This window comes from Pantoea sp. Sc1 (assembly GCF_000255315.1).
Taxonomy (GTDB): domain Bacteria; phylum Pseudomonadota; class Gammaproteobacteria; order Enterobacterales; family Enterobacteriaceae; genus Pantoea; species Pantoea anthophila.
On the sequence record NZ_AJFP01000001.1, the window covers coordinates 1,465,577 to 1,489,718 of the forward strand.

Annotated in this window: 23 protein-coding genes; 14 read left to right on the plus strand and 9 right to left on the minus strand. The window is 58.5% G+C overall.

Features of this window, described 5'->3' with window-relative positions:
* Positions 1 to 165 precede the first annotated feature (165 nt).
* From mepS to yeiP, 4 genes are all read right to left on the minus strand, one after another.
* A complete protein-coding gene (mepS, locus tag S7A_RS06805; protein WP_009089132.1) occupies positions 166 to 741 on the minus strand; it encodes a bifunctional murein DD-endopeptidase/murein LD-carboxypeptidase in 576 nt (191 codons plus the stop codon).
* A gap of 514 nt (positions 742 to 1,255) precedes the next feature.
* Entirely contained in the window at positions 1,256 to 1,963 is a 708-nt protein-coding gene (locus S7A_RS06810) for a phosphatase PAP2 family protein (RefSeq protein ID WP_009089134.1), read from the minus strand.
* A 42-nt stretch (positions 1,964 to 2,005) separates the two neighbouring features.
* Positions 2,006 to 2,980 (minus strand): GTP-binding protein, encoded by a 975-nt coding sequence (locus tag S7A_RS06815; protein WP_009089137.1) that lies wholly within the window; start codon positions 2,978 to 2,980, stop codon positions 2,006 to 2,008.
* A 73-nt stretch (positions 2,981 to 3,053) separates the two neighbouring features.
* Complete coding sequence (gene yeiP / locus S7A_RS06820; protein ID WP_009089138.1) at positions 3,054 to 3,626, minus strand: elongation factor P-like protein YeiP; 573 nt, start codon at positions 3,624 to 3,626, stop codon at positions 3,054 to 3,056.
* A 163-nt stretch (positions 3,627 to 3,789) separates the two neighbouring features.
* Here yeiP and S7A_RS06825 point away from each other — a divergent pair, with 163 nt between their 5' ends.
* The 4 genes from S7A_RS06825 (at position 3,790) to fruA (ending at position 8,116) form a co-directional block, all read left to right on the plus strand.
* Positions 3,790 to 4,044: a YkgJ family cysteine cluster protein gene (locus S7A_RS06825; protein WP_009089140.1), complete on the plus strand. Its 255-nt coding sequence runs from the start codon at positions 3,790 to 3,792 to the stop codon at positions 4,042 to 4,044.
* Between the two features lie 271 nt (positions 4,045 to 4,315).
* Entirely contained in the window at positions 4,316 to 5,446 is a 1,131-nt protein-coding gene (fruB, locus tag S7A_RS06830) for a fused PTS fructose transporter subunit IIA/HPr protein (protein WP_009089143.1), read from the plus strand.
* Positions 5,443 to 6,381, plus strand: a complete 939-nt coding sequence (gene fruK / locus S7A_RS06835; protein WP_009089145.1) for a 1-phosphofructokinase — start codon at positions 5,443 to 5,445, stop codon at positions 6,379 to 6,381. The genes fruB and fruK overlap by 4 nt, the downstream gene beginning before the upstream one ends.
* A gap of 16 nt (positions 6,382 to 6,397) precedes the next feature.
* Positions 6,398 to 8,116: a PTS fructose transporter subunit IIBC gene (gene fruA / locus S7A_RS06840; RefSeq protein ID WP_009089146.1), complete on the plus strand. Its 1,719-nt coding sequence runs from the start codon at positions 6,398 to 6,400 to the stop codon at positions 8,114 to 8,116.
* Between the two features lie 111 nt (positions 8,117 to 8,227).
* Here fruA and nfo read toward each other — a convergent pair whose 3' ends face one another.
* Together nfo and S7A_RS06850 are read right to left on the minus strand one after the other, a co-directional pair.
* Positions 8,228 to 9,073, minus strand: coding sequence for a deoxyribonuclease IV (nfo, locus tag S7A_RS06845; RefSeq protein ID WP_009089148.1), 846 nt, complete (start codon positions 9,071 to 9,073; stop codon positions 8,228 to 8,230).
* A gap of 51 nt (positions 9,074 to 9,124) precedes the next feature.
* Positions 9,125 to 10,177: a YeiH family protein gene (locus S7A_RS06850; protein WP_009089150.1), complete on the minus strand. Its 1,053-nt coding sequence runs from the start codon at positions 10,175 to 10,177 to the stop codon at positions 9,125 to 9,127.
* A 106-nt stretch (positions 10,178 to 10,283) separates the two neighbouring features.
* Here S7A_RS06850 and S7A_RS06855 point away from each other — a divergent pair, with 106 nt between their 5' ends.
* From S7A_RS06855 to S7A_RS06875, 5 genes are all read left to right on the plus strand, one after another.
* Entirely contained in the window at positions 10,284 to 10,649 is a 366-nt protein-coding gene (locus S7A_RS06855; RefSeq protein ID WP_009089152.1) for a YkvA family protein, read from the plus strand.
* 18 nt (positions 10,650 to 10,667) lie between these two features.
* Positions 10,668 to 11,534, plus strand: a complete 867-nt coding sequence (gene yieE / locus S7A_RS06860) for a DNA-binding transcriptional regulator YeiE (RefSeq protein ID WP_009089154.1) — start codon at positions 10,668 to 10,670, stop codon at positions 11,532 to 11,534.
* 116 nt (positions 11,535 to 11,650) lie between these two features.
* Positions 11,651 to 13,117, plus strand: a complete 1,467-nt coding sequence (locus tag S7A_RS06865; RefSeq protein ID WP_009089155.1) for an amino acid permease — start codon at positions 11,651 to 11,653, stop codon at positions 13,115 to 13,117.
* A gap of 306 nt (positions 13,118 to 13,423) precedes the next feature.
* Complete coding sequence (locus tag S7A_RS06870) at positions 13,424 to 14,500, plus strand: iron ABC transporter permease (protein ID WP_009089157.1); 1,077 nt, start codon at positions 13,424 to 13,426, stop codon at positions 14,498 to 14,500.
* The gene (locus S7A_RS06875; protein ID WP_009089159.1) at positions 14,500 to 15,288 is read left to right on the plus strand and encodes an ABC transporter ATP-binding protein; all 789 of its coding nucleotides are present in this window, start codon (positions 14,500 to 14,502) and stop codon (positions 15,286 to 15,288) included. Before S7A_RS06870 ends, S7A_RS06875 begins: the two co-directional genes overlap by 1 nt.
* A 71-nt stretch (positions 15,289 to 15,359) precedes the next feature.
* On the opposite strand, the gene fghA is transcribed toward S7A_RS06875, so the two are convergent.
* The 3 genes from fghA to S7A_RS06890 all read right to left on the minus strand — a co-directional run bounded on the left by fghA (position 15,360) and on the right by S7A_RS06890 (position 18,342).
* Complete coding sequence (gene fghA / locus S7A_RS06880) at positions 15,360 to 16,202, minus strand: S-formylglutathione hydrolase (protein WP_009089161.1); 843 nt, start codon at positions 16,200 to 16,202, stop codon at positions 15,360 to 15,362.
* Positions 16,203 to 16,214: 12 nt separating this feature from the next.
* A complete protein-coding gene (locus S7A_RS06885) occupies positions 16,215 to 17,339 on the minus strand; it encodes an S-(hydroxymethyl)glutathione dehydrogenase/class III alcohol dehydrogenase (RefSeq protein ID WP_009089162.1) in 1,125 nt (374 codons plus the stop codon).
* 91 nt (positions 17,340 to 17,430) lie between these two features.
* The gene (locus tag S7A_RS06890) at positions 17,431 to 18,342 is read right to left on the minus strand and encodes a LysR family transcriptional regulator (protein WP_033736177.1); all 912 of its coding nucleotides are present in this window, start codon (positions 18,340 to 18,342) and stop codon (positions 17,431 to 17,433) included.
* Between the two features lie 117 nt (positions 18,343 to 18,459).
* Between S7A_RS06890 and S7A_RS06895 the strand changes: the two genes are divergently transcribed.
* The 5 genes from S7A_RS06895 (at position 18,460) to mglB (ending at position 24,079) form a co-directional block, all read left to right on the plus strand.
* A complete protein-coding gene (locus S7A_RS06895) occupies positions 18,460 to 19,587 on the plus strand; it encodes a YbfB/YjiJ family MFS transporter (protein WP_009089166.1) in 1,128 nt (375 codons plus the stop codon).
* A 124-nt stretch (positions 19,588 to 19,711) separates the two neighbouring features.
* Complete coding sequence (folE, locus tag S7A_RS06900; protein WP_009089168.1) at positions 19,712 to 20,377, plus strand: GTP cyclohydrolase I FolE; 666 nt, start codon at positions 19,712 to 19,714, stop codon at positions 20,375 to 20,377.
* Between the two features lie 50 nt (positions 20,378 to 20,427).
* Positions 20,428 to 21,588 carry a DUF418 domain-containing protein YeiB gene (gene yeiB / locus S7A_RS06905; RefSeq protein ID WP_009089170.1) on the plus strand — a complete coding sequence of 387 codons (1,161 nt, stop codon included), beginning with the start codon at positions 20,428 to 20,430 and terminating at the stop codon, positions 21,586 to 21,588.
* A gap of 147 nt (positions 21,589 to 21,735) precedes the next feature.
* On the plus strand, positions 21,736 to 22,776 hold the full coding sequence (gene galS, locus S7A_RS06910; protein ID WP_009089173.1) for an HTH-type transcriptional regulator GalS: 1,041 nt from the start codon (positions 21,736 to 21,738) through the stop codon (positions 22,774 to 22,776).
* Positions 22,777 to 23,083: 307 nt separating this feature from the next.
* Entirely contained in the window at positions 23,084 to 24,079 is a 996-nt protein-coding gene (mglB, locus tag S7A_RS06915) for a galactose/glucose ABC transporter substrate-binding protein MglB (protein ID WP_009089175.1), read from the plus strand.
* The last annotated feature ends 63 nt before the right edge of the window (positions 24,080 to 24,142 follow it).

The window sequence follows — 24,142 nt, forward strand, 5'->3', positions numbered from 1 at the left end:
TAAGCGACCGAGAATATAACGAGAATGCCGGAGATGTCTCGTTATTAATCTGAAATACAATGCTTTTATCTGCTATGGCGAAGGCGGATAAAACAAAAGACGAAAAAAAACGCTGCGTAAGCAGCGTTTCATGTTCTCTGGCTGAGAGAAAATCGAATCTGAGGATCAGGACGGGTTACGACTCAGTACCCGGCGCCCTTCACGGTAACGCTTTTTCCAGTAGTCATCATTCAGACTGGAGATCATGACGCCACTGCTGGTTGAAGCATGAACGAAGTTATCGTTGCCCAGATAGATCCCGACGTGACGACCGGTTGAACCTGCGCGGAACATCACCAGATCGCCCGGACGCAGTTTACTGCGGGTAATCTCTCTGCCGGTGTCCTGCTGCTCAGAGGTGGAGCGGGGTAATTCTAAGCCAAACTGATCGCGGAAGGTGCGTTGTACAAAGGCGGAACAGTCGATTCCGCGTTTGGTATCGCCACCGAGACGATAGCGCACACCTTTCCAGACGGCGTATTGTTCCATGATGCGCGACTTAACGTCGACATTACGCACCATTTCTTCAAACTCATCCTGAGACGCCTGAAGTAAAAAACCATTCTGGTTGTTAACTTCATGATTCTCGTTATTCGCGTTCTGACTGCTATGGGTACTGCTACAAGCTGAGAGGAGGGTTGCCAGCACCAGTGCGGGCACAATCCGCAAAATATATCTCAGTATTGGTTGAGACTTGACCATTATTCGGGTTTTCCTTCGATGTCCTTACGACAGAATTGTCGCCAGCCAGATAACAAAACAGGGAGATTAATAAGCGAGACAGACTAAGACAAATCCTTAATGACTAAAATGTGTTAATGGACACATTTTTTCACGGTAAAAATCCGAATTTTCTGCCGCTAATGCCTCACAGGGACTGAGGTTAACTGATTACACACGCCGTGGCGAGTGCTTTTAATCAATTTTATATAGGTTTTTTTGATGTGAAATCAAACCGTAACACGCTGACTAATTTAGCAACAATTATGGGGAAATGATGGCGATAACAAGCGGTAAAAGGGGCGCCAATTCGGCGCATAGAAACGGATTCTGGAATTTTCTTTATTGACAGCGGCGGGTGACGACTATTTAACCACCTGGCGGGGTCATAACCTTTTCCTCTCGCTATTTTAATTAGCAGACTAATAATGATGAGCTGTTTTTTATTAGCGCGGGCAGTTAACATCCTGTCAAATAAACCGACCGCGCTTAACATTTACATCACGGGCTTATATTTTCCCGGTAATTTGCGATAAAACCAGTTAACCAGCGCGTCACTGGCAGGGGTTAAAAGCCACCAGCTCAGACCCACCAGAACCACGGACAGCGATCCCACGGCAATATCGGTAAACCAGTGCGCCCCGGCCATGACGCGCGGCAGAGAAAATAGCACCACAATTGCCAGCGCGATTAAAAAACGGCTGAAACCAAAATAACGCCAGATAAAGCAGGCGAAAATAATCAGCATCATGCCGTGGTCGCCAGGGAAGCTGTCTTTCGACGCATCTTTGGCGGGAATGCCGGTCAGCTCACTGACGCGATGCACGTTTTCGAAGAAGAGGGTCGGGCTGGAGTGTTTCACCGGCAGCAGATGCCCCAGCTGATTCAGCACCACGGCAGTCAGCAGCATGGTGATACCGATAGCCAGCATCCGGCGGCGTGCCTGAGGCGCTTCATGGCGCCAGATCGACAGATACAGCAGGCCCATCGCCAGCAGTGACACCACATCAAAGCCACGGAAGTTGGTGATAGCGACGATCAGCGCAAACAGCGGATGGGTCACCATCTGATTATTGAAGCCATAAAAAATCGATTTATCGATGCCGAACCAGAAACCATGCTGAGGCGGCAGATACCACGAAAGAAAGAGCACGACGCCCAGGGCATTCAGCAGCAGGATAGTAATAAGACGAATTGCGCGCATAAGTAAGCTCAATTAAAAAAATAACCGCCGACAATACCTCTGTTAGCGTAAACGGCACTTCAACAACGCCGATTGTAGCCGATTCCAGTCAGCCTGCTCAGAATGAATAATCTCGATGCGGCTGTCGGATGGCGTGGCGGCGAGTGTCTCACTCTGCAACTCTTTTGCCTGACGGTTAATACGCATTGTGCCTTCGCGGATGCGCATCACGCCTTTGATCCGATCCACCGGCGCCTGCCGGACCCACTCCAGCAGCGCAGCGGCGTCAAACAGTGTGTCACCATCAAACAGCCAGCCGCAGGCGCTATAGCCCTGTCCGTGGTTCAGCGCCCGCCGCCAGCGCGCCGCCCCTTCCAGCTGTAAGGCGGCCAGACCGCTCGCCGGTTTCGTCGTGTGAGGGTGATGGTGGTGTGGCAGGGGGAGTTCACGTGGCTGGCGCGGCGTATCAAGCAGGCCGGAGGGAATCCGGCCAAACTCGGTCGCTATCACCGGTCGTGGCGGCTGCATCTGCTGCTGCCAGTCAGTCAGACGCTGACGATCTTCGTCCTCCCAGCAGTCGCGCTTGTTGGCGATAATGATGTCGGCGGCGGCCAGCTGGTCGCGGAAGTTCTCATCGGCGACCACGCGCGGGTCGGCAAGCTGGCGCGCATCGAGTAGCGTCAGGGTGGCATTGAGTTGCAGCCACGACTGATAGACCGGCGCGCTGAGCATCTCCAGCACCTGGCGCGGATGCCCCAGGCCGGTCGGCTCTATCAGCAACCGGTCAGGCCTGCTCTTCAGCAGCATATTCAGCCCGACCTGCATGGGCAGGCCATTGACGCAGCAGAGACAGCCGCCAGGGATCTCTTTCAGCGTCGCGCCGCGATCCGCCAGCAGCGCGCCATCAATGCCGATTTCGCCAAATTCATTGACCAGCACGGCCCACTGTTCGCCTGCGGGCCTGGCGGCCAGCAGATGGCAGAGCAGGGTGGTTTTTCCGCTGCCTAAAAAACCGGTGATGAGATTAACGCGCGTCATGGGAAAAGCTCCTGCCGGGATAGCGTGATAATGTAATACTATAACATTATCACGATCGGTTTCCCGCCCTCGCTTACTCGGCGCGCCCCATATAGCGACGTTCGGCAATATGGATGCGGATGCGGTCACCGTTGCTCAGGTATTCCGGCACCTGAATCGAGAGGCCGGTGCTCATTCCGGCGGGTTTGGTGCGGGCGCTGGCTGAAGCACCTTTGATGCCCGGCGAAGTTTCAACGATCTCCATATCGACCGTCTGAGGCAGTTCCAGTGCCAGCACCTGGCCTTCCATCGTCAGCACATGGATACCCGGAATGCCTCCTTCCGGAATAAACAGCAGCTCTTCTTCGATCTGATCGCGTTTGAAGGTGTAGGGGGTGTAGTCTTCGTCATCCATAAAGATATATTCGTCACCATCTATATAAGAGAAGGTCACGCTGCGACGGCTGAGCGAAATCGCATCAATAATCTCGTCGCCCTTGAAGCGCTCTTCAACTTTTAAACCGGTGCGGACATCGGTAAAGCGCATTTTATAGAGGGTGGCGGCACCGCGTGCGCTGGGGCTCTGGACATCAATGTCCTTAACCAGCAGCAGTTTACCGTTGTGCGTGACGGCCATCCCTTTTTTGATTTCGTTGGCTTTTGGCATTGCTGTTCTCGCTATCTTGAGAGTGAAGTGCGCGCAACGTTACTCGCGCCGGTGAAAACTGGCAATATCGCGGGTGCGAAATTTTGCGTCAGGCCGCCGCATTCATGGTAATTGTCGCGCCGGACTGCTATTGTCGCCGCGACTTTCTTTGCCGGAGCTCAGCATGCAATGCCGTAGCCAGTGCGGTGCCTGTTGCACGGCACCCTCTATCTCATCCCCCATCCCCGGTATGCCCGACGGCAAGCCCGCCAACACCCCCTGCATTCAGCTTGATGCGCTGCTGCGCTGCAAACTCTTTGGTTCGCCCCTGCGTCCCGCCGTCTGTTCCGGGCTGCAGCCGCAAGCGAGCATGTGCGGCGACTCGCGCGAGCAGGCGATGACCTGGTTGCTGCAGCTGGAAGCGGATACGGCCCCCTGAGGCGCTGACGCAGCTGACGTTTTTCTGCCAGCGTCGTTGCCTTACAGCAACAGCTTCAGCCGGATCGACCTTTCTGCCTCACAACCGTCATGAAATGTGCGTAACATCAAAAATCTGCTACGCCGTTTGCGCATTTTCTTGCCTGCAGAATCGCGCTGTACCACAATCCCTGAAACGTTTCAGCGGTGGTCCGGCAACCTGTCCCTGACAGTGCGACGCAAAAATCTCCCCACCGGCTGAAACGATTCAATCTCAGCAAGCGAGGAGAATTATGTTCCAGCTCGAATTGCAGGCTATCCATACCGGAGCCAGCGCCCAGAATAAAGAAGAGGCCATTCGTCAGGTCGCTGCCGCGTTAACCGCGGCGGGCAATGTGACTGAAGGGTATGTCAACGGCATGCTGGCACGCGAACAGCAAACCTCCACCTTTCTCGGTAACGGCATCGCTATCCCTCATGGCACCACAGACACCCGCGATCTGGTGCTGAAAACCGGCGTTCAGGTGTTTCAGTTCCCGCAGGGCATTGCCTGGGGTGACGATCAGACCGCCTATGTCGCCATCGGCATTGCCGCGAAGTCTGATGAGCATCTGGCGCTGCTGCGTCAGCTGACCCACGTTCTGAGCGATGACTCCGTTGCCGAACAGCTGAAAACCGCCTCTGCTGAAGATCTTCGTGCGTTGCTGATGGGCGAGAAACAAGCCGCCGAATTCAGCTTCGACACCGCATTAATTACCCTTGACGTCGCGGCCAGCGACCTGATCACCTTACAGGCGATGAACGCCGGTCGTCTGCAATCCGCTGGCGTTGTGGATGCCAGCTATGTGGCGGATGTGGTTTCAGCCTCCCCGCTGAACCTGGGGCAGGGCATCTGGCTCAGTGACAGCAGCCTGGGCAACCTGCGCAGTGGCGTGGCGATCAGCCGTGCTGCCCATCCCTTCGACCATCAGGGCGAATCGGCTGCGATGCTGATCAGCGTGTCGGCAACCGATGAACGTCCGCTGGAGGTGCTGGGCTACCTGAGCGCCTTACTGCAGCAGGGGAAAGCCGATCGTCTGCTGAAAGCGGATGCCGCAGGCGTTTATGCGCTGCTGACCAGCGAAGTGGATGAGCAGGCTGACGTCCTGACCGCTGAATTCACCATCCGCAACGAACATGGCCTGCATGCCCGTCCGGGCACGGCGCTGGTCAGCGTCATCAAGCAGTTCAACAGCGAGATCACCGTGACCAACCTCGACGGCAGCGGTAAGCCTGCCAATGGTCGCAGCCTGATGAAAGTGGTGGCGCTGGGCGTGAAGAAAGGGCATCGCCTGCGCTTTACCGCCAGCGGCGACGATGCTCAGCAGGCGCTGAACGCCATTGAAGAGGCGATCAGCAGTGGTCTGGGCGAGGGGGCAGCATGAGCAGACGTGTCGCCACCATTACGCTGAATCCGGCGTATGACCTGGTGGGCTATACCCCTGAAATTGAACGCGGCGAAGTCAATCTGGTGAAAACCACCGGACTGCATGCGGCGGGCAAGGGCATTAACGTCGCCAAAGTTTTGAAAGATCTGGGCATTGACGTGACCGTCGGCGGCTTCCTGGGCAAAGAGAATCAGGATGGCTTCCAGCAGCTGTTCAGCGAGCTGGGTATTGCTAACCGTTTTCAGGTGGTGCCAGGCCGCACCCGCATCAACGTGAAACTCACCGAACAGACCGGCGATGTGACCGATCTGAATTTCTCCGGTTTTCAGGTGACGGGTCAGGACTGGGATCGCTTCACCACCGACTCCCTGACCTGGCTGGGCCAGTTTGATATGGTCTGCGTCAGCGGCAGTCTGCCGGAAGGGGTCGATCACGACGCCTTTACCCGCTGGATGACCGAACTGCGCACCCACTGCCCGTGCATCATCTTTGACAGCAGCCGTGAGGCGCTGGTGGCAGGACTGAAAGCCGCCCCGTGGCTGGTGAAGCCTAACCGCCGTGAGCTGGAGATCTGGGCCGGTCGCAAACTGCCGACGCTGCAGGATGTGATTGGTGCCGCGCACGAACTGCGCGAGCAGGGCATCGCCCATGTGGTGATTTCACTGGGCGCAGAAGGGGCGCTGTGGGTCAACGCCTCCGGCGAATGGATTGCCAAACCCCCGGTCTGCGATGTGGTCAGCACCGTGGGTGCCGGCGACTCGATGGTGGGCGGCCTGATTTATGGTCTGCTGATGCGCGAGTCCAGCGAGCATACGCTGCGTCTTGCCACTGCCGTGGCGGCGATGGCCGTCAGCCAGAGTAATGTTGGTGTATCCGATCGAACTCAGTTGGCCGCCATGATGGCGCGTGTCGACTTACAACCCGTTAACTGACAGCAGGAGAGCGATAATGAAAACGCTGCTGATAAAAGACCCTACACTGGGACTGGCTTCCGCTTACATGGCGCAACAGCGCCTGGCTGCTGCGGCAGCTGCTGCGGGCCTGACCCTGACTGAAAACCCTGCCGATGCTGAACTGGTGATTGTGCTGGGTAAAAACGTGCCGGACGACGCGGCGCTGAACGGCAAAGCGCTCTGGCAGGGCGATGTCCAGCTGGCCGTCCGTGAGCCGGAAACCTTCCTGAACCGCGCGAAAGCAGAAGCCAAGACCTGGCAGTCGCAGGCTGCGGTGGCGACACCGGCGGGCGCATCTGCTGCGGCTCCGGATCAGGCTGGCGCGCAGAAACGTGTGGTTGCCGTTACCGCCTGTCCGACCGGCGTGGCGCACACCTTTATGGCGGCAGAGGCGATTCAGGCCGAAGCAACCCGTCGCGGCTGGTGGGTGAAAGTTGAAACCCGCGGTTCAGTCGGGGCCGGTAATGCCATTACCCCGGAAGAAGTGGCGGCAGCCGACCTGGTGATCGTGGCCGCCGATATCGAAGTCGACCTGGCGAAATTTGCCGGTAAGCCGATGTACCGCACCTCAACCGGACTGGCGCTGAAGAAAACCGCCCAGGAACTGGATAAAGCGGTAGCCGAAGCGAAGCCTTATAAAGCGGCTGCCAGCGGACAGAGCAACGCCAGCGCAGAAGAGGAGAAAAAGCAGGGCGGCGCAGGGGCGTATCGTCATCTGCTGACCGGTGTCTCCTATATGCTGCCGATGGTGGTCGCAGGCGGTCTGAGCATCGCACTCTCATTTGCCTTTGGTATCACCGCATTTAAAGAGCCGGGCACGCTGGCGGCTGCCCTGATGCAAATCGGTGGTGGCAGCGCCTTTGCCCTGATGGTGCCGGTACTGGCGGGCTTTATCGCCTTCTCCATCGCTGACCGTCCGGGTCTGACCCCGGGTCTGATTGGCGGTATGATCGCCACCAGCATCAACGCCGGCTTCTTAGGCGGCATTATCGCGGGCTTCATTGCCGGTTATGCGGCGAAGCTGATCAGCGGCAAAGTTAAACTGCCGCAGAGTATGGAAGCGCTGAAACCGATACTGATTATTCCGCTGTTTGCCAGTCTGATTACCGGTCTGCTGATGATCTACGTGGTAGGCAAACCGGTTGCGGGCATCATGAACGGTCTGACCCACTGGCTGGCGAACATGGGCACCGCGAACGCGGTTCTGCTGGGCGCGATCCTGGGCGGCATGATGTGTACTGACATGGGGGGTCCGGTGAACAAGGTGGCTTACGCGTTTGGCGTTGGCTTACTGAGCTCGCAGACGTATGCCCCGATGGCCGCCATCATGGCCGCCGGCATGGTGCCACCGCTGGCGATGGGTGTGGCTACGCTGGTTGCGCGTCGTAAGTTCAACAAAGGTCAGCAGGAAGGGGGCAAAGCGGCGCTGGTTCTGGGTCTCTGCTTTATCTCTGAAGGTGCGATTCCGTTCGCGGCCCGCGATCCGATGCGTGTTCTGCCTTGCTGCATCGTGGGTGGCGCGGTGACCGGTGCCATCTCCATGGCGATTGGCGCAAAACTGATGGCGCCGCACGGTGGGCTGTTCGTTCTGCTGATCCCTGGCGCGATTACCCCGGTACTCGGTTATCTGATGGCGATCGTCATCGGCACCGCGATTGCGGGTCTGAGCTACGCGGTACTGAAACGTCCGGAAGAGCAGCTGGCGAAAGCCTGATACGCGGAAGTGAAATAAACAGGGAGCCAGATGGCTCCCTGTTTGCTTTGATACGGCTGCTTCCCTCGCTTTGATGTCATCACCGTCTGGAAAGCCTTCAGGCTCCTTTTCCTAGGCCTGCTGTTCGGCTTTCAGCCACGCAATCTCATCTTTCCAGATATCGGGATTGATGGTTTCCAGAATCAGCGGGATGCCATCGAAGCGGGGATCTTTCATCAGCCAGCTGAACACCGTCCTGCCGATGTTTCCTTCTCCCAGACTGTGATGGCGGTCAACGCGGCTGTCGAAGGCGCTCTTGGCGTCGTTCAGGTGCATGCCACGCAGATAGTGAAAACCGACGATGCGCTCAAAGCTGGCAAAGGTCGCTTCGCAGTCTGCCTCGGTTCGCAGATCATACCCGCCGGCAAACGCATGGCAGGTATCAATGCAGACCCCGACACGCGATTTGTCTTCGACATGCTCAATAATAGTGGCGAGATGCTCGAAGCGGAAGCCCAGATTACTGCCCTGACCGGCCGTATTTTCGATGACGGCGGTAACGTTCTGCGTCTGGTCGAGCGCGATATTGATCGACTCAGCGATGCGCTTCAGGCAGCTCTCCTCATCGATCTGATGCAGATGGCTGCCGGGGTGGAAGTTCAGCAGCGTCAGCCCCAGCTGATCAGCACGCCGCAGCTCATCAATGAAGGCCGCGCGGGATTTCTCCAGCGCCTCCTCAACCGGATGGCCCAGGTTAATCAGAAAACTGTCGTGCGGCAGGATCTGCTGTGATGTGAAGTGATAAGTCTCGCAGGCGGCGCGAAAAGCATCAATGACCTCAGTGGTCAGCGGGGCGGCCTTCCACTGACGCTGATTTTTTGTAAAGAGGGCGAAGGCGGTGGCTTCTAATTCATGGGCGCGGATCACGGCCTGATCCACTCCCCCTGCCGCACTGACGTGTGCGCCAATATATTTCATGCCTTTCTCCTGGGGCTATGCACGGATGAAACGGCATGATACCCGATGCGGTTAGCCCATGAAATGTTGCACCAGCAGATTGATCGCGCCACCGCCTGCGATTAGCCAGCCAAAGACCAGCGCACCCAGCAGCAGGGGTTTAACGCCCGCTTCACGCAGCGCGCTGAAACGGGTGGTTAAGCCCAGCGCGGCCATCGCCATCGCCAGCAGCAGGCCAGCCAGCTGATTCAGTGAGGCCACCAGCGCAGCAGGCAGCAGCTGCAGCGAGTTAAACAGCGCGACCGCAATAAACAGTAAGGCAAACCAGGGAAAGGTCACCGGCTGACGGGCGCGGCCCTGACGTCCGCCGCGCAGCATCGTCCCCAGGCAGAGCAGGAACGGGGCCAGCATCATCACCCGCAGCATCTTGGCAATGACCGCGCTGTTTTCGGCTTCCGGGCTGATACTGTGTCCGGCTGCCACCACCTGCGCCACTTCATGAATCGTGGACCCGGTGAAAACGCCAAACTGTGCAGCACTCAGAGCCGGAAACAGATGATGCGCCAGCGGCCAGAGCAGGGGATAGATGAAGATCGCCAGCGTGCCGAACAGCACCACGGTCGCGATGGCCACCGCGACTTTCGACGGCGCGGCTTTGACCACCGGCTCGGTCGCCAGCACCGCTGCCGCACCGCAGATGCTGCTGCCTGCCCCGATCAGCCAGACGGTTTCGCGATCCAGCTTCAGTAACCGGATACCCAGCAGACAGGTGATAAAGAAGGTGCTGCTCAGGGTCAGCGCATCGATCAGGATGCCGCTGACGCCGACATCGGCAATCTGCTGTAAAGTAATACGAAAGCCAAACAGGATAATCCCGAGCCGCAGCAGCTTCTGCTTCGCCAGCGCGACGCCGCTGTCGCAGTGTGACGAGAGAGGGGAACAGACGCTATTCCCGACCACGATGCCCAGCATGATCGCCAGCGTCAGTGAACCCAGTCCCAGCCCAGCGATTAACGGCTGTTGCGCCAGCCAGTTCGCCGCAGCGGCGAGCGCGGCGGTCAGCAGCAGACCGGGAAACAGGCGCACAACGGGATAGTGCGTTTTAACGATGCTCAGTTCGGCCATAAGGGTCACTCCTCTTCAGTGAGTGTCGATCATGGCGCGCACTGGCTTAAAAGTGAAATTGATAATATATTTATAATCAACCGGAATAAACGATAAGGCCGACATTATGAGCGTTTTGCGTCTGCGCCGCTGGGCAACGCTGATCAAGAGGGATGTGCTGGTACTCTGGTTCGCCTTTCGCGACCCGCGCACGCCCTGGTGGAACAAGCTGGGCATGCTGGGCCTGGTCGCCTATGGCGTCAGCCCGATCGATTTCATCCCGGATGTGATCCCGTTTGTGGGACTGCTGGATGACGCGGTCATCATTCCGACCGGTGTTATGCTGCTGCTGCGCCTGCTGCCGCGTGAGGTGCACATCAGCAGCAGCGAAAGGGCCGCATCACGGCGTTCCCGTGGCAAAAAAATCGCAGGCTGGCTGGTGGTAGTGGGGCTGATCTGGCTGGCGCTGATCATCTATCTCGTCAGACATTAACAGACTTAAGGATCGACGATGCACATTACGCTGCGGCAAATCGAAGTCTTTACCGAAGTGCTCAAGAGTGGCTCGACGACCCAGGCGTCGCAGCTGCTGGCGCTGTCGCAGTCGGCGGTCAGCGCGGCGCTGGCCGATCTGGAGAGTCAGCTTGGGGTTCAGCTCTTTGATCGGGTCGGTAAACGACTGGTGCTGAACGAACATGGCCGCCTGCTTTATCCCCGCGCCGTGGGTCTGCTGGAGCAGGCGGGGGAGATTGAGCAGCTGTTCAAAGAGGACAACGGGGCCATCCGCATCTTCGCCAGCAGCACCATCGGTAACTATCTGCTGCCGGGCATGATGGCGGCCTGGCGACGCGATTTTCCCGGCCTGCCGCTGGAGCTGAGCGTGGGCAACAGTCAGGATGCGATTCAGGCGGTCTCCGACTTCCGCGTCGATGTCGGCCTGATTGAGGGGCCGTGCCATATGACCGAACTGGTCAGTGAACCCTGGCTGGAGGATGAGCTGGTGGTGTTTGCCGCGCCGGATGCGCCTGTTCTGCAGCAGCCGGTCACCCTGAAAACGCTGGCGGACGCCCCCTGGATCCTGCGCGAACGCGGCTCCGGCACCCGTGAAATCGTCGATTATCTGCTGCTGTCTCACCTGCCGAGCTTTCAGCTGGGGATGGAGCTTGGCAACTCTGAAGCGATTAAACATGCGGTGCGCCACGGCATGGGGATCAGCTGCCTGTCGCGCCGGGTGATCGCCGATCTGCTGGAGGCGGGAACGCTGATCGAACTGGCGATTCCGCTGCCGCGCCTGACCCGGACGCTGTATCGCATCCATCACCGACAGAAGCATATTTCCAAAGCGCTGACGCGCTTTTTATCCTACTGCCGTGAGTGACCGCTAATAATTCGGGCGCGATCATGAACTTAACTAATAACAGCGTGGCTTCGCTATACAGAGGCGAGCTGGCTGCTACAATCTCGCCTCATTTTTACCCTTCGTAGCGTTTACACATGCATAATGACTCAAAAACAACACAACAACCTGCGTTACAGCGTGCACTAAAAGCACGCCATCTCACCATGATCGCCATCGGCGGCTCCATCGGAACCGGCCTGTTTGTCGCATCGGGTGCCACTATTGCTCAGGCCGGACCCGGCGGAGCACTTCTCTCCTATATGCTCATCGGTCTGATGGTCTATTTCCTGATGACCAGCCTGGGTGAACTGGCGGCCTTTATGCCCGTGTCCGGGTCGTTTGCCACCTACGGCGCAAAATATGTCGAAGAGGGCTTTGGTTTCGCACTCGGCTGGAACTACTGGTACAACTGGGCGGTAACCATCGCGGTTGATCTGGTGGCATCACAGCTGGTGATGAATTACTGGTTCCCCGACACGCCAGGCTGGATCTGGAGCGCGCTGTTCCTGGGCCTGATGTTCCTGCTCAACTACATCTCCGTCAAAGGCTTTGGTGAAGCGGAATACTGGTTCTCGCTGATCAAAGTGGCCACCGTGGTGATTTTTATCGTGGTTGGCGTGCTGATGATCACCGGCATTATGCGCGGTGCAGAACACGCGGGCTGGCATAACTGGCAGGTGGGCGAAGCGCCGTTTGCAGGCGGTTTTGCGGCGATGATCGGCGTGGCGATGATTGTGGGATTCTCCTTCCAGGGCACCGAGCTGATCGGTATCGCGGCGGGCGAATCTGAAGATCCGGCAAAAAATATCCCGCGTGCGGTGCGGCAGATCTTCTGGCGTATCCTGCTGTTTTACGTCTTCGCGATTCTGATTATCAGCCTGATCCTGCCGTACACCGATCCCAAGCTGCTGCACAATGACATCAACGATATCAGCGTCAGCCCGTTCACCCTGGTGTTCCAGAATGCCGGTCTGCTGTCAGCGGCGGCGGTGATGAATGCGGTGATCCTGACGGCCGTGCTGTCAGCGGGTAACTCCGGCATGTACGCCTCAACCCGTATGCTTTACAACCTAGCCTGTGAAGGCAAAGCGCCACGGATTTTCGCCAGACTCTCTAAAGGTGGCGTACCGCGTAATGCACTCTGGGCAACGACGGTGGTGGCGGGACTCTGCTTCCTGACCTCGAAATTTGGCAATCAGGAGGTTTACCTCTGGCTGCTGAATACCTCAGGCATGACCGGTTTTATCGCCTGGCTCGGTATCGCGATCAGTCACTACCGCTTCCGTCGCGGCTATGTCACTCAGGGACATGACCTGAACGCGCTGCCTTACCGCTCCGGCTTTTTCCCGCTGGGTCCGATTTTCGCCTTTGTGCTCTGCCTGATCATCACGCTGGGTCAGAACTATCAGGCGTTTCTCAACGACACCATCGACTGGTACAGCGTAGCGGCCACCTACATCGGCCTTCCGCTGTTCCTGATCATCTGGTTCGGCTACAAGCTGACGCGCGGCAGCCGTTTCGTGAAGTACAGCGAGATGGAGTTCCCGGTTCATAAAGATTAGTTCTGTGCGCTGACTCCTGCGCACGGTGCCTGCCACAGTTCTGGCAGGCCGCAGGAATCGTGAAGCGATGGGAGCCTGTGCCTGTAGCAAAGCATAGCGGGCCAGGGATGGTCCGCGCTGAGCCCGCCAGGGATGGCGGGTTTTGCGTCTTTGCGAAAGGCACAGGCTCCCTGAGCCATTCTCCCGCCTGCAACACCGTTTTTTACCCTTTTTTCACGTCTCGCTTATCTTCACGAATTGATAATTATTATCACCTGCACTATTGTGGCTGCGTTTTCTGACAGGATAGCCACACAGGGTTAAAACATGACTACCGAAACTTCGCTGCTGGCGGGAGAAGAGACGCGTCAGCACAGCATGCATAGCTACCACCGGGTGCTGCGTCGCCGCGTCATCTGGATCGGCGTGCTGCTGCTGGCCATTATTGCCTCGCTGGTCCTCGACTTCACGCTGGGTCCGGCCGGACTCTCGCTGGAGACGCTGTGGAATACGCTGCTCAGTCCCGACAGCGTCGACGCCGGAACCCGCGTCATCGTCTGGGACATCCGTCTGCCCTATGCCCTGATGGCGATTGTGGTGGGCCTGTCGCTCGGCCTCGCGGGCGCAGAAATGCAGACCATCCTGAATAACCCGCTGGCGAGCCCCTTTACCCTCGGTGTCTCCTCGGCGGCGGCATTTGGTGCCGCGCTGGCCATCATCCTCGGCGTCGGCATCCCCGGCATTCCTGACCAGTGGTTGATCTCCGCCAACGCCTTCGTCTTTGCGCTGTTTGCCGCCCTGATGCTGGACGGCATCACCCGCTGGACCCAGGTCTCCTCGGCGGGCGTGGTGCTCTTCGGCATTGCACTGGTCTTTACCTTCAACGCGCTGGTCTCCATGATGCAGTTCATCGCCAGCGAAGATACCCTGCAGGGGCTGGTTTTCTGGACCATGGGCAGCCTGGCGCGCGCCTCCTGGGAGAAGCTGGGCGTCCTGACCGTGGCGCTGGCGATCCTGGTGCCGTTCTCCATGATGAGCAGCTGGAAGCTGACGGCGTTGCGGCTGGGTGAGGATCGGGCGGTCAGCTTTGGCATTGACGTGCGTCGTCTGCGTCTGGCGACGCTGCTGCGCATCAGTATTCTCTCGGCGCTGGCCGTGGCCTTTGTCGGCCCGATTGGCTTTATCGGCCTGGTCGCTCCCCATATTGCCCGCATGATGTTTGGTGAAGATCACCGCTTCTATCTGCCAGCCAGTGCGCTGGTCGGAGCCCTGGTGCTGTCGCTGGCCTCGGTCGCGTCGAAAAACCTGCTTCCGGGCGTGATCATCCCGGTCGGCATCGTCACCTCACTGATTGGCGTGCCGTTCTTCCTGAGTATTATTCTGCGTCACCGGGGGACAGTGTGATGGAACAGGGTCTGACGTTACGCGGCTTCAGTGCCGGTTACCCAAAACATAAGGTGATTGAGAATCTCAACGTGGCGCCGCTGCCGCGTAGGGAGATCACCGTGCTGCTGGGGCCCAACGGCTGCGGCAAATCGACACTGCTGCGGGCCCTGGCCGGACTGAACAAAGGGCAGGGCGAAATGTGGCTCAACGGCGAGGATCTCATGACCCAGCCGTTTGCCCGCCGGGCGAAGAACGTGGTCTATCTGCCGCAGTCCCTGCCTGCAGGCGTGCATCTGCATGTGCTGGAGTCGATCATTGTGGCACAGCGCGCCTCCGGCGGCCTGCACAGCGCCAGCAGCGAAGCCGAAATCATGCACCTGCTGGAGCAGCTGGGCATTGCCCATCTGGCGATGCGCTATCTCGATCAGCTCTCCGGCGGACAGAAGCAGTTAGTCGGGCTGGCACAGTCGCTGATCCGTCGCCCTGAGCTGCTGCTGCTGGATGAACCGCTGAGCGCGCTGGATCTCAACTACCAGTTTCATGTGATGGATTTGGTGCGGCGCGAAACCGCCCTGCGCAATATCGTCACGGTGGTAGTGGTGCATGATATCAATATTGCGCTGCGCCATGCGCAGCATGCGCTGATGCTGAAACAGGGGGCACTGGTGGCGCAGGGGCAGCCGGATAAGGTGATTACGCCCGCGACCCTGGCGAAAGTCTATGGCGTCGATGGACGAATCGAGCACTGCTCGCGCGGCATTCCGCAGGTGATGATTGATGGCCTGACCGGTCCGGCGCTGGTCTGACACAACGGCGGGTCGTTACCGGCCCGGCATCGTGCAAAAAAGTTCAGGGCCGCAGTTGCGGCCCTGATTTTTTACGCCAGAAGATGCTGCGCGTGGAAGCGCAGATGATCTTCCACAAAGCTGGCGATAAAGAAGTAGCTATGGTCATAGCCCGGCTGAATGCGCAGCGTCAGCGGGAATCCCACCTCACTGGCCACGCTTTCCAGCCGCTCCGGTTGCAGCTGGTCGGCCAGGAACTGATCGCTGTCGCCCTGGTCGATCAGGATCGGCAGACGATGCGCCACCTCCGCCATCAGCTGACAGCTGTCATATTCCCGCCAGGCCGCCGGGTCATCGCCCAGATAGGCCTGAAACGCTTTCTGACCCCACGGCACCTGCATCGGGTTTACAATCGGTGCGAAAGCCGACGCCGAAGCAAAGCGGTTGCCCAGACGCAGCGCCAGCATCAGCGCACCGTGTCCGCCCATGGAGTGACCCATGATCGACTGACGGTCGCTGACCTTAAAGTTATCCGCAATCAGCGCAGGTAACTCGCTGCTCAGGTAGTCGAACATGCGGAAATGCGCGGCCCATGGCTGCTGGGTGGCATTGAGATAAAATCCCGCTCCCTGACCCAGATCGTAGCCCTCATCGTTGGCCACCTCATCGCCGCGCGGGCTGGTGTCCGGCATAATCAGCACCAGACCCAGCTCCGCCGCCACCCGCTGCGCGCCCGCTTTGGTGGTGAAGTTCTCGTCGTTGCAGGTCAGCCCGGCCAGAAACCAGACCACCGGTGGCGGCGCATCGCCCTGCGGTTCAGGCAGATAGATGCTGAAGGTCATCGGGCAGTTCAGCACGACCGACGCATGACGCCAGCGCTGTTGCCAGCCGCCAAAAATACGGTGTTCTTCCAGTAGCTCCAGAGTGGATGCCATAACGCCTCCTGATTACCTGTTGAAATGCACAACCGAGCGGATCGATTTTCCTTCGTGCATTAAATCAAAGGCGTCGTTGATCTCTTCCAGCGGCATGGTGTGGGTGATGAAGTCGTTCAGGGCAAATTTACCGTCGAGGTAATCCTGCACGATACCCGGCAGCTGTGAGCGGCCTTTCACGCCACCGAAGGCGGAGCCGCGCCAGACGCGCCCGGTCACCAGCTGGAACGGACGGGTAGAGATCTCTTCACCGGCACCGGCTACACCGATAATCACGGACTCGCCCCAGCCTTTGTGGCAGCACTCCAGCGCAGAACGCATGACGTTGACGTTGCCGATACATTCAAAGGAGAAATCCACGCCGCCATCGGTCAGCTCAACAATCACCTCCTGAATCGGCTTATCGTAATCTTTCGGGTTGATCAGGTCAGTGGCACCCAGCTTGCGCGCCAGGTCGAATTTACTGGTATTGATGTCGATGGCGATGATGCGGCCGGCTTTCGCCATTTTGGCACCGATAACGGCCGACAGGCCAATGCCGCCGAGGCCGAAAATCGCCACGGTGTCGCCTTCTTTCACTTTGGCGGTGTTCATGACCGCGCCCATGCCGGTGGTGACGCCACAACCCAGCAGGCACACTTCTTCCAGCGGCGCTTCTTTACTGATTTTAGCCAGTGAGATCTCCGGAACGACGGTGTACTCCGAGAAGGTCGAGGTGCCCATATAGTGGAAAATCGGTTTGCCATCTTTAAAGAAGCGGGTGGTGCCATCCGGCATCAGACCTTTGCCCTGGGTCGCACGGATCGCCTGACAGAGGTTGGTTTTACCCGACAGACAGTACTTACACTTGCCGCACTCCGGAGTGTAAAGCGGGATGACATGGTCACCCACTTCCACGCTGGTCACGCCTTCGCCTACGGCTTCCACGATGCCGCCGCCTTCATGGCCCAGGATCGCCGGGAAGACGCCTTCCGGATCGGTGCCGGAGAGGGTGTAGGCGTCGGTATGGCAGACGCCGGTCGCGACGATACGCACCAGGACTTCGCCTTTCTGCGGTGGCATCAAATCCACTTCTTCAATTTTCAGCGGTTCGCCAGCAGCCCAGGCAACGGCGGCACGGGTTTTGATCATTTTCATGCAATCCCTCTTCCAGTCAGATTGTGACGCACGGTGGCGCCAGGTGGTCGTGATTAATCAGAGCCAGGCTCTTAAACATAGCGCGGAACGCTTATTCCGCCGCCTGTAAGGGGTAGATCAGCTCATCATTGAGCGGCCGATCGTCAAATTTTTCGATAATCAGGTACTTCAGCGCCTCCACGTTGGGAGTAAAGGCGTCCCGTCGCCACATCAGCCAGGTGGCCGTATTGCGATAAGCAGGGGGGAGGGTGTGCGCCTGCACCCGTGAACGGTCCGGCATCTGTTTCAGCACCGAGGCCGGGATCATGGCGACGCCCGCACCGCCCGCCACGCAGGCCAGCATGGCGTGATAGGACTGAATCTCCATCACATTGTCCGGCGCGGTCTGGCTGTCGCGATACCAGCTCTCCAGCTTCACCCGATAAGAGCAGCTGTTGCGGAAAGCAAACAGGGTATCGTCCTGCACATCGCGGGCGGTGGTGATAGGGGCATGATCCAGCCCGGTAATCAGCACCATCTCCTCGCGAAACGCGATGCAGCCGTTCAGGTCATCATGCGCCACCGGGCCATCCACCAGCGCCGCCGCCAGGGTGCCTTCACGCACCCGATCGATAATTTCGCCCGAAGTGCCGGTAATCAGCGAGAGGGCAACACCGGGAAAGCGCTGGTGATAGGCGGCCAGTAAACCGGGCAGGCGGGTGGCGGCGGTGCTCTCCATTGAGCCGAGCGCAAAGTTACCCGCCGGTTCACCGGTGCGGGTCATGCTCAGCGCTTCTTCGCTCAGGGCCAGAATGCGCTGCGCATAATTGAGGAAGTTATGGCCCATCGGTGACAGGCGAATGCGCTGCTTCTCACGAATAAAGAGGTCCACACCCAATTCTTCTTCCAGCTGACGCAGCCGCGTGGTGAGATTAGAGGGTACGCGATGCAGCTGTTCGGCGGCGCGTGCCAGGGAACCCGTTTCGGCGACGGAACAGAACATACGTAGTTGTACTAAATCCATATCTTCTCTTCCTGTAAACAAGTTGGTCATGATTATTCACTTTTCGTGAGTGTAAACATCCTGCAAGCTGTTAGCAAGTCAGAAAAGATCCCAGCCCGAAACCACAGGAGTTCAGCCATGGCGTTACGCGTCGCGCTCAGCGCGTTCTTAACTTTGTTTGTCGCGATGGGTATTGGCCGGTTTGCCTTTACGCCGCAGGTGCCACTGATGATTCAGGCGCACCAGCTGACCCTCACCAGCGCCAGCCTGGTGGCCGCACTCAACTATCTTGGCTATCTCTGTGGCTCGTTCGATGCCATGCGGGCGCACAAGCGGGTGGAGCTGCGCCTGACGGCGGGCATATGGGGCGCGGTGATCCTGACGCTGCTCTCGGCCTGGGCCAGCGGGCCGTGGCTGCACGGGGCCATTCGTTTCCTGATCGGCTGGGCTAGTGGCTGGGCGATGGTGCTGGTGGCCGCCTGGAGCAATGAACAGCTGCATCGCCATGGCCGGGCGGGGCTGTCGGCGGCCGTGTTTGCCGGGCCAGGCTGCGGCATCTTTGTCAGCGGCCTGCTGGGGGTGGCGCTGCACACGCTGCAGATCTCTGCGGGGCTGGCCTGGGCCGCCTATGGCGCACTGGCGCTGCTGCTGGTGGCGCTGATTGCCCGTAATCTGCCCCGGCGTGGCGAGCTGCATCGCCCCGATCAGGCCCCGGAGCCGCTGGTGCTGGACCGCAACCTTAAACGGCTGGTGCTGAGCTACAGTCTGGCGGGCTTTGGCTACATCCTGCCTGCGACCTTCCTGTCGCAGATGGCTGCCGTGCGTTTTCCGGATGGCGCATTCGCCCAGTTTGTCTGGCCGATTTTTGGTGGCGCAGCGATGGTGGGGATCCTGCTGGGCATCCTCACGCGCCACCTGGGGCGCAGCCACGTCCGTCTGGCGCTGGTGCTCTGGGCGCAGGCGCTGGGGGTCTTTGCGGCGGCGCTGCTGCCGGGCTTCAGCGGCCTGCTGGTGGGCGCATTGCTGGTCGGCGGCGGCTTCCTCAGCGTGGTGCAGCTGTCGCTGCTCTGCGCGCGTGAGCTGGCCCCCAATCATCTGCGCTATATGGCTGGCCTGCTGACCACCGGCTATGCCGTGGGACAACTGGTGGGCCCGCTGCTCTCGTTTCTCTCCACCGCCTTTTTACACCGGCTGGAACCCGCCCTGTGGGTGGCCGGCGCGAGCCTTATCTGGGCGGGCCTGCTGGTCTGGCGGCGGAGCCGATAAACGCTTTCTTCACCAATCTGATTGATTGCTGGATTCCCCGCAAAGAAAGTTTCACAATACGCGCCTGATTACAGGGCCCGCCGCAACAGCCGACGGGCGCAACACCCAGCCGGAGAAGAGTACGATGAGCACCCTAAGTCAGGAAGCTGCCCTGGTTCATGAAGCGCTGCTGGCGCGTGGCCTGGAAACGCCATTACGCGCCCCGACACGCGACATTGATGACAACACGCGCAAGAGCCTGATTGCCGGGCACATGACCGAAATCATGCAGCTGCTGAATCTGGATCTTGAAGATGACAGCCTGATGGAAACCCCGCATCGCATCGCGAAGATGTATGTGGATGAGGTCTTTTCCGGTCTCGATTACGCCAACTTCCCGAAAATCACCGTCATTGAAAACAAGATGAAGGTGGATGAGATGGTGACCGTGCGTGACATCACCCTGACCAGCACCTGTGAACACCACTTTGTGATTATCGATGGTAAAGCGACCGTCGCCTATATTCCCAAAGACAAGGTGATTGGCCTGTCGAAAATCAACCGCATCGTGCAGTTCTTTGCACAGCGCCCGCAGGTGCAGGAGCGTCTGACACAGCAGGTACTGGTTGCCCTGCAGACCCTGCTTGGCACCAACAACGTGGCCGTTTCCATTGATGCGGTGCATTACTGCGTGAAAGCGCGCGGCGTGAAGGATGCCACCAGCGCGACCACCACCACCTCACTGGGCGGCCTGTTCAAGTCCAGTCAGAATACCCGCCAGGAATTTTTGCGCGCGGTACGTCATAGTTGAGTTAACGGCGGGCGCATAATGCTGCCCGCCTCAATGGGGCAGGGTGCCGCATGCAACGCTATCACGCGCTGGATTTTATTCGAGGCTGTGCCATTCTCGGCATTCTGCTGCTCAATATCGTCGGCTTTGGTCTGCCCTCTGCGGCCTACCTGAATCCGGCATGGCAGGGGAGTGTCGCCCTCGCTGACGCCTGGACATGGGCCCTCTCCGATACCTTTGCCCAGCTCAAATTCCTGACGCTGTTTGCACTGCTGTTTGGTGCCGGTCTGCAGATGCAACTGCCGCGCGGCAGTCGCTGGCTGACTGCCCGGCTGTCACTGCTGGTGCTGATCGGTTTTCTGCACGGGGTGTTTCTCTGGGAGGGGGACATCCTGCTCGATTACGGCATCATCGGGCTGGTGGTGTGGCGGGTCGTGCGCGATGTCCCTTCCACCCGCAGCCTGATGAATACCGGTATTCTGCTTTACCTGGTGGGCTGCGGTGTGCTGCTGGTATTCGGCTCGATCTCCGATCCTGAGCCGACCCGCTCCTGGCTGCCCGGCGCGGCCGATCTGCAATATGAGCGCTACTGGAAACTGGCCGGCGGCTGGGAAGCGATTCAGAACCGGCTTGATCACCTCTCATCGGGACTGATGGCGCTGGCGGCGCAGTATGGCTGGCAGCTGGCAGGCCTGATGATGATCGGTGGTGCGCTGCTGCGCAGTGGCTGGCTGACGGGCCAGTTTCCCCTGCGGCACTACCGTCAGGCCGCCGTCGTGCTGCTGACGGCGGGATTCTCGATCGCGGTGGCCGGTGTCGCTGCGCAATGGCTGTTACACTGGGAGTTCCGCTGGAGCGGCTTTTATCTGCAGACCCCGCGCGACCTCGCCAGCCCGCTGATCAGCCTGGGCTATGCGGCGCTCTGTCTGGCCTGGTGGCCGCAGATTTCACGCTGGCGGTTCAGTTATGCCATTCAGTGTGTCGGGCGCATGGCGCTGACCAACTACCTGATGCAGTCGCTGATCTGCACCACGCTGTTCTACCGCTTTGGCTTCTACATGCACTTTACCCGGCTGGAGCTGGTGCTCATGGTGCCTGCGGTCTGGCTTATCAATATCCTCTTTTCACTCATCTGGTTACATTTCTTCGCACAGGGCCCGCTGGAGTGGCTGTGGCGGCGGCTTACCCAGCTCTCAGCCGGAAAACCCCGCCTGTCCGACCACGCCAGATAATGACCGCCATCACAAAGGTTACAGAATTGTATGTAACCGCTTTCATTGATGTGACGCAATTCACGCTGCACATCGCCCGCCCCTGACAAAATAGCGCCGGTGTTCAACCCGGCGTGATGCCCTCTTTTTCCTTTCTGGAACTGCTGCATGATAACAATTCGTGATGTTGCCCGTCAGGCTGGCGTCTCAGTGGCGACCGTATCGCGCGTCCTCAATCAGAGCAGCGCCGTCACCTCTGATACCCGCGACGCGGTGTTACAGGCGGTTGAGGCGCTGGGGTATCGTCCTAACGCCAACGCACAGGCGCTGGCGACTCAGGTCAGCGACACCATCGGGGTGGTGGTGATGGATGTTTCCGATCCCTTTTTTGGCGCGCTGGTTAAAGCGGTGGATACCGTGGCGCAGCGCGTCCATAAGCATGTCCTCATCAGCAACTCCTGGCATCAGGAAGAGAAAGAGCGTCATGCCATTGAAGTGCTGATCCGCCAGCGTTGCAGCGCCCTGGTGGTGCACGCGAAAACGCTTTCAGACGCGGAGCTGGCAGACTTTATGCAGCATGTGCCGGGCATGGTTGTCATCAACCGCGTCATACCGGGATTTGAGCAGCGCAGCGTCAGTCTGGATAACGTCGCCGGTGCGCTGATGGCCTCCCGGACCCTGATACAACAGGGGCATAGCCGCATCGGCTATCTCTGTTCCAGTCATCCTATCGAAGATGTCGCCCAGCGCCGCGAAGGGTGGATGCAGGCGATGGCAGAGCAGGGCATCCGGCCGCATGAGAGCTGGATTGCCAGCGCAGAGCCCGACATGCAGGGCGGCGAAGCGGCGATGGTGGAGCTGCTGGGGCGCAATCTCAATCTCAGTGCGGTATTTGCTTACAACGACGGCATGGCAGCGGGCGCGCTCACGGCGCTGAAAGACAACGGCATTCAGGTGCCACAGCATTTTTCTGTCATTGGCTTTGATGACATCCCCATCTCGCGTTACACCGACCCCCAGCTTACCACTGTGCGTTATCCTATTGTTTCTATGGCAAAAATTGCGACAGAGCTGGCACTGCAGGGGGCGGCAGGCCTGCTGGATGACACCGCCACGCACATCTTTATGCCGACGCTGGTGCGGCGTCATTCAGTCGCGCAGCGGCAAAATGTGGAGTCCGTCACTAATTCAGGCGATTCAGCCATGTAACCGCTTTCAATCTGTGATTACATTCACAGTTAATTAACATTGCTCTCACTATGATGGCAGCGTCTTACCGGACTGAAACATTATGTAACGCCAGTGTAACGGCATCAGTTGTGGTCTCAGTAGCCGGTTAACGGGTTCATCCCCTCTTCACGGACGTGTTCAGGCACAGGGAAGTCAGGTTTTAGACGGCGTCAGCGGTAAGCGGCAAATTGCGCAGACTGCCCCGCCGATCTGTTTTACCGATTGCTTTCGCGCCACGTCGCGCGGCAGCGCTAAAAAGACCCTGCATAATAAAACCGGAGATACCATGAATAAGAAGGTTTTCACGCTTACCGCACTGGTTGCCAGCATGATGTTTGGTGCAACCGCTCACGCAGCTGACACCCGTATCGGCGTGACCATTTACAAATATGATGACAACTTCATGTCAATGGTGCGCAAAGACATTGAGAAAGAAGCGAAAACCCTTGGCGGCATTCAGCTGCTGATGAATGACTCGCAGAACGACCAGTCCAAACAGAATGACCAGGTTGACGTACTGATGGCAAAAGGCGTGAAAGCGCTGGCCATTAACCTGGTTGACCCGGCTGCTGCGGCCGTGGTGGTCGACAAAGCGCGCGCGAATGACGTGCCGGTGGTCTTCTTCAACAAAGAGCCTAACGCGAAAGTGCTGGCCGGTTATGACAAAGCCTACTATGTCGGGACCGACTCTAAAGAGTCCGGCATCATTCAGGGTCAGCTGATTGAGAAACACTGGAAAGCGACCCCGGCCTGGGATCTGAACAAAGATGGCACCATCCAGTTTGTGCTGCTGAAAGGTGAGCCAGGCCATCCTGATGCGGAAGCCCGTACCAAATATGTGATCGATACGCTGAACAAAGATGGTCTGAAAACCCAGCAGTTAGCGATGGATACGGCGATGTGGGATACCGCACAGGCTAAAGATAAGATGGATGCGTGGCTGTCAGGCCCGAACGCGAAGAAAATCGAAGTGGTGATTGCCAACAACGATGCGATGGCGATGGGTGCCGTTGAAGCGCTGAAAGCGCACAACATGACCTCTATCCCGGTCTTCGGCGTCGATGCCCTGCCGGAAGCGATGGCGCTGGTGAAATCGGGTGCGCTGGCCGGTACCGTGCTGAACGATGCGGAAAACCAGGCGAAAGCCACGCTGGATATCGCCAACAACCTGGCTAACGGCAAAGCCGCGACCGAAGGTACGAACTTCAAGATGGTGGATAAGATCGTCCGCGTACCTTACGTTCCGGTTGATAAAGAGAATCTGGCTCAGTTCCAGAAGTAAGTTCGATTCCGGGCGCGACCCCTGTCGCGCCTTTTTTATGTCACCACCGTTTTTTAGCCAGGT

Excerpts from the sequence above, each read along its gene's own strand:
- mepS (WP_009089132.1), bottom strand. The coding sequence starts at position 741 with ATGGTCAAGTCTCAACCAATACTGAGATATATTTTGCGGATTGTGCCC.
- S7A_RS06810 (WP_009089134.1), bottom strand. The coding sequence starts at position 1,963 with ATGCGCGCAATTCGTCTTATTACTATCCTGCTGCTGAATGCCCTGGGC.
- S7A_RS06815 (WP_009089137.1), bottom strand. The coding sequence starts at position 2,980 with ATGACGCGCGTTAATCTCATCACCGGTTTTTTAGGCAGCGGAAAAACC.
- yeiP (WP_009089138.1), bottom strand. The coding sequence starts at position 3,626 with ATGCCAAAAGCCAACGAAATCAAAAAAGGGATGGCCGTCACGCACAAC.
- S7A_RS06825 (WP_009089140.1), top strand. The coding sequence starts at position 3,790 with ATGCAATGCCGTAGCCAGTGCGGTGCCTGTTGCACGGCACCCTCTATC.
- fruB (WP_009089143.1), top strand. The coding sequence starts at position 4,316 with ATGTTCCAGCTCGAATTGCAGGCTATCCATACCGGAGCCAGCGCCCAG.
- fruK (WP_009089145.1), top strand. The coding sequence starts at position 5,443 with ATGAGCAGACGTGTCGCCACCATTACGCTGAATCCGGCGTATGACCTG.
- fruA (WP_009089146.1), top strand. The coding sequence starts at position 6,398 with ATGAAAACGCTGCTGATAAAAGACCCTACACTGGGACTGGCTTCCGCT.
- nfo (WP_009089148.1), bottom strand. The coding sequence starts at position 9,073 with ATGAAATATATTGGCGCACACGTCAGTGCGGCAGGGGGAGTGGATCAG.
- S7A_RS06850 (WP_009089150.1), bottom strand. The coding sequence starts at position 10,177 with ATGGCCGAACTGAGCATCGTTAAAACGCACTATCCCGTTGTGCGCCTG.
- S7A_RS06855 (WP_009089152.1), top strand. The coding sequence starts at position 10,284 with ATGAGCGTTTTGCGTCTGCGCCGCTGGGCAACGCTGATCAAGAGGGAT.
- yieE (WP_009089154.1), top strand. The coding sequence starts at position 10,668 with ATGCACATTACGCTGCGGCAAATCGAAGTCTTTACCGAAGTGCTCAAG.
- S7A_RS06865 (WP_009089155.1), top strand. The coding sequence starts at position 11,651 with ATGCATAATGACTCAAAAACAACACAACAACCTGCGTTACAGCGTGCA.
- S7A_RS06870 (WP_009089157.1), top strand. The coding sequence starts at position 13,424 with ATGACTACCGAAACTTCGCTGCTGGCGGGAGAAGAGACGCGTCAGCAC.
- S7A_RS06875 (WP_009089159.1), top strand. The coding sequence starts at position 14,500 with ATGGAACAGGGTCTGACGTTACGCGGCTTCAGTGCCGGTTACCCAAAA.
- fghA (WP_009089161.1), bottom strand. The coding sequence starts at position 16,202 with ATGGCATCCACTCTGGAGCTACTGGAAGAACACCGTATTTTTGGCGGC.
- S7A_RS06885 (WP_009089162.1), bottom strand. The coding sequence starts at position 17,339 with ATGAAAATGATCAAAACCCGTGCCGCCGTTGCCTGGGCTGCTGGCGAA.
- S7A_RS06890 (WP_033736177.1), bottom strand. The coding sequence starts at position 18,342 with ATGGATTTAGTACAACTACGTATGTTCTGTTCCGTCGCCGAAACGGGT.
- S7A_RS06895 (WP_009089166.1), top strand. The coding sequence starts at position 18,460 with ATGGCGTTACGCGTCGCGCTCAGCGCGTTCTTAACTTTGTTTGTCGCG.
- folE (WP_009089168.1), top strand. The coding sequence starts at position 19,712 with ATGAGCACCCTAAGTCAGGAAGCTGCCCTGGTTCATGAAGCGCTGCTG.
- yeiB (WP_009089170.1), top strand. The coding sequence starts at position 20,428 with ATGCAACGCTATCACGCGCTGGATTTTATTCGAGGCTGTGCCATTCTC.
- galS (WP_009089173.1), top strand. The coding sequence starts at position 21,736 with ATGATAACAATTCGTGATGTTGCCCGTCAGGCTGGCGTCTCAGTGGCG.
- mglB (WP_009089175.1), top strand. The coding sequence starts at position 23,084 with ATGAATAAGAAGGTTTTCACGCTTACCGCACTGGTTGCCAGCATGATG.